Source organism: Wolbachia endosymbiont of Drosophila barbarae (assembly GCF_044752445.1).
Taxonomy (GTDB): Bacteria; Pseudomonadota; Alphaproteobacteria; order Rickettsiales; family Anaplasmataceae; genus Wolbachia; species Wolbachia pipientis.
In genome coordinates this window covers 1-3,846 of sequence record NZ_JBIXJM010000136.1, presented here as the reverse complement: position 1 = coordinate 3,846, position 3,846 = coordinate 1, and the positions used below count along the sequence as shown (strand labels likewise).

At 35.9% G+C, this 3,846-nt stretch carries 2 protein-coding genes; both read left to right on the top strand.

Features of this window, described 5'->3' with window-relative positions; translation table 11 throughout:
* Nucleotides 1-368: 368 nt before the first annotated feature.
* Entirely contained in the window at nt 369-1,772 is a 1,404-nt protein-coding gene (locus tag ACIPNH_RS02110) for a malonyl-CoA decarboxylase (RefSeq protein ID WP_400771444.1), read from the top strand.
* 75 nt (nt 1,773-1,847) lie between these two features.
* Nucleotides 1,848-3,644, top strand: coding sequence for a translation elongation factor 4 (gene lepA, locus ACIPNH_RS02105; RefSeq protein WP_264724148.1), 1,797 nt, complete (start codon nt 1,848-1,850; stop codon nt 3,642-3,644).
* Nucleotides 3,645-3,846: the final 202 nt, after the last annotated feature.

Sequence of the window (3,846 nt, the reverse complement as noted above, 5' to 3'; positions counted from 1 at the left end):
ATACATTAAGTAATCCTTACCTTTTAATCTGCAGATTGGCGAAAGCAAATACAATAGCTTCAGTTTCATGATAAGTGGGCTGGTGGAGTTTGTCAAGAAAGTTTTTGTTTCTACTGAATGACAGTTGTGGCTTGGGAGGTAGTGCAAGAAGTCTATTGTATTACTGAATTATTAATAATCTAGTAATAGTGCCTGCTATGTAGCTAAAATTTTCCTTTAACTTAAGCTATATGTAGCTAAAATAACTTGGGTTTACCGACGATTTGACAAACGACAAATTCTTCATCCCGCTGCTTGTTAGCGGGATCTAGAGATATCGCAGCGGTATGACCCTGACTTGCATTAGCCATGTATAATAAAGGGAATCTATGACAAAAGAATCATTGGTAAAAACTGATATAGTGAAAGTTGAAGATAAAAAAGCGGTAAGAAGCTTTTTTAAAATACTAGGTGGAGTGGCAGATGCTGTAAGATCGTGGATTGGTAACATCAGTCCTGATTTAAGCAACAGTCGCGATATCGATAGTTTAGTCTTGAAGATGAATGAGTGCTTAAACCCAAAGGGAGGGGAGGTTTCAGCACGTAAGAACGCTGTATCTCTTGGTAACCTGTACTTGAGCTTATCAGAGAAAGGTAAAATAAAATTTCTACAAACCCTGGCAGAAAAATTTAATCCGAATAAAGCGGAAATAGATGAGAAAATTAGAGAGTATAAGAAAAACCAAGATCCCGAGTTAAACTATAAATTTGAACAGGATTTAATAAAAATTCTTGAATCACCGCGTTCTAAAATATTAAAGCAATTTATTTCTTTACCAGAATGCCTTAAGTTTATTGTTGATATGCGTTCTGATGTGCTTAAGCTAAAAAACCAACATAGAAGCTTGAATCCACTAGAGAACGAATTAAAAAATATACTCTATACTTGGGTTGATGTTGATCTACTTGATCTTCGTCAAATCACCTGGGATTCACCTGCATCATTGTTAGAAAAACTTATAAAATATGAGGCTGTGCATAAAATTTCCTCTTGGGGCGACCTAAAAAACAGACTAGATTCTGATCGTCTCTGTTTTGCTTTTTTTCATTACAAGATACCAAACGAACCTCTAATTTTTGTAGAGGTTGCATTGGTGGATAAGATTGCAGATAGCATTCAACACCTTTTAGATGAGTCAGTACCTTCAAATGATCCGAGTAATGCAAGCACTGCTATATTCTATTCAATATCAAATACTCAAGCAGGGTTATCTGGAATCAGCCTTGGTAATTTTTTGATCAAAAGGGTTGTAGAAAAGCTATCACAGGAGTTTAAAAGTATAAAAACATATGCAACTCTTTCTCCAATACCTGGCTTTACGAAATGGCTAAAAAACAATCTAAACCAAGATGTCACTTTATTGGGCAAACTAAATATAAAACAATCTAGTGCAGAAATTTTAGAAAGTGCAGAGCAATTAAAAACTAATGTTGAATGTACAAATGAAACTAAACAATACATGCTTAAACTATGTGCATATTATTTACTAAAAGTGAATAATAGTAATGGAAATACTTATGACCCGGTGGCGCATTTTCATTTAAGCAATGGCGCATCAATAAAACAATTAAACTGGATGGCGGATACTTCTGAAAAGGGTATTAGTCAGTCAGCCGGGATGATGGTAAATTATCTATATGAGTTGCCTAAAATAGATAATAATCATGAAAACTATATGGTTAATAAAGTGATTTCCTGCTCGAAAAAAGTGTCGTCTATGTTGAAGGAGTAAATAGTCTCTTAATAAAGGATTGCCCTCACAACACTTAAAATGTAAAATGTTTCTACTTAAGTAAAATAGCCATAAATGAACAACATAAGAAATTTTGCAATAATAGCGCATATAGACCACGGTAAGTCAACGCTTGCTGACCGTTTAATAGAGGAATGTAACGGCCTTGAAGCAAGAGAAATGATCAATCAAATACTCGATTCAATGGATATAGAACGCGAACGTGGGATTACAATTAAGGCACAGACGGTAAAACTCAATTATACGGCAAACGACGGTAATCAATATTGCCTAAATCTCATGGACACCCCAGGTCACGTTGACTTTTCTTACGAGGTAAGCCGAAGCTTAGCCGCATGTGAAGGTTCACTTTTAGTGGTAGATAGTAGCCAGGGCGTTGAAGCACAAACCCTTGCAAATGTATATAAAGCTATTGACAACAACCATGAAATAATAGTTGTGCTCAATAAAGTTGATCTTCCTGCTGCAGATCCAGAAAAGGTAAAACTCCAGGTTGAGGAAATAATCGGTATTGATGCAAGTGAGTCAGTTTTAATATCAGCAAAAACTGGACTTGGAATAAAAGATGTACTGGAAGCAATAGTAGCAAAACTTCCAGCTCCTCAAGGTGATGTAAATGCTCCATTGCAAGCAATTTTGGTTGATAGTTGGTATGACACTTACTTAGGAGTAGTAATTTTAGTGCGAGTTAAAAATGGAGTGCTAAAAAAAGGCATGAGAATTGTTATGATGTCTAATAATGCTACATACCAGATAGATAATATCGGTATTTTCACCCCTAAAAAAGTGATGACGGGTGAACTTTCAGCGGGTGAAGTTGGTTTTATAACTGCTTCAATGAAGGAAGTAGCAGACTGCAAGGTAGGAGACACTATCACTGAGGAAAAGAGACCTTGTAGTGAAGCACTTCCTGGATTTAAAGAAGTTCATCCTGTGGTATTTTGTAGCATTTTTCCTCATAAAACGGATGATTTTAAATATCTAAGAGAAGCTCTAGAAAAGTTACATTTAAATGATGCAAGTTTTACCTTCGAAGCTGAAACTTCAAATGCATTAGGCTATGGATTTCGTTGTGGTTTTTTGGGAATGTTGCATCTTGAAGTTATTCAAGAAAGGCTCGAGAGAGAATTTGATTTAGACCTAACAGCAACTGCACCGAGTGTTATATATAGGGTTACAACACGAAGTGGTGAAGTTTTGAATATTCATAACCCAAGTGATATGCCAGATCCAACGAAAATTGAAATTGTGGAAGAACCATGGATTACCGCAACCATAATGGTCCCTGACCAATACTTGGGAGAGATTCTATCTCTATGTGAAGAAAGGAGGGGAGAACAGGAGGATTTATCTTACATTGGTAACACAACAACAGCATTGTTAAGATATAAATTACCACTGTCTGAAGTTGTTTTTGACTTTTATGATCGATTAAAATCAATTTCCAAAGGATATGCAAGTTTGGATTGGGAAATTTCCAGCTATCTGGTAAGCCAAATAGATAAATTAAGCTTTTTAATTAATGGAGAGCCCGTAGATGCACTGGCTTGTATCGTTCACAAAAGTAGGGCAGAAAAAAGAGGGCGTGAAATATGCGCACGCTTGAAGGATCTAATACCACGTCAGCAATATAAAATCGCGATTCAAGCGGCAGTGGGCGGAAAAATTATTGCCAGAGAAACGATTAACCCATACAGAAAAGATGTAACAGCTAAACTCTATGGTGGAGATGTAACGCGAAGAATGAAACTACTTGAAAAGCAAAAGAAAGGTAAAAAAAGGTTACATTCTATAGGGAACGTAAATATTCCACAGAATGCTTTTATTCAAGCCTTGAAGATAAGTGATTGATCTTAAAAGACTTCTTGTATAGTTTTTGGCAACAACCGTTAGAAACGAAAAAACTTACTTGACAAACTCCGCCAGCCCCCTTATCATGAAAATGAAGCTATTTATTTATCTTCTCTGTACAGATTAAATGATAAAAAAACTCACGTATCTGGCGTCTCATGTTTAATTTTTTGCACTATGTGCACCTTATGTCTTTATCAAA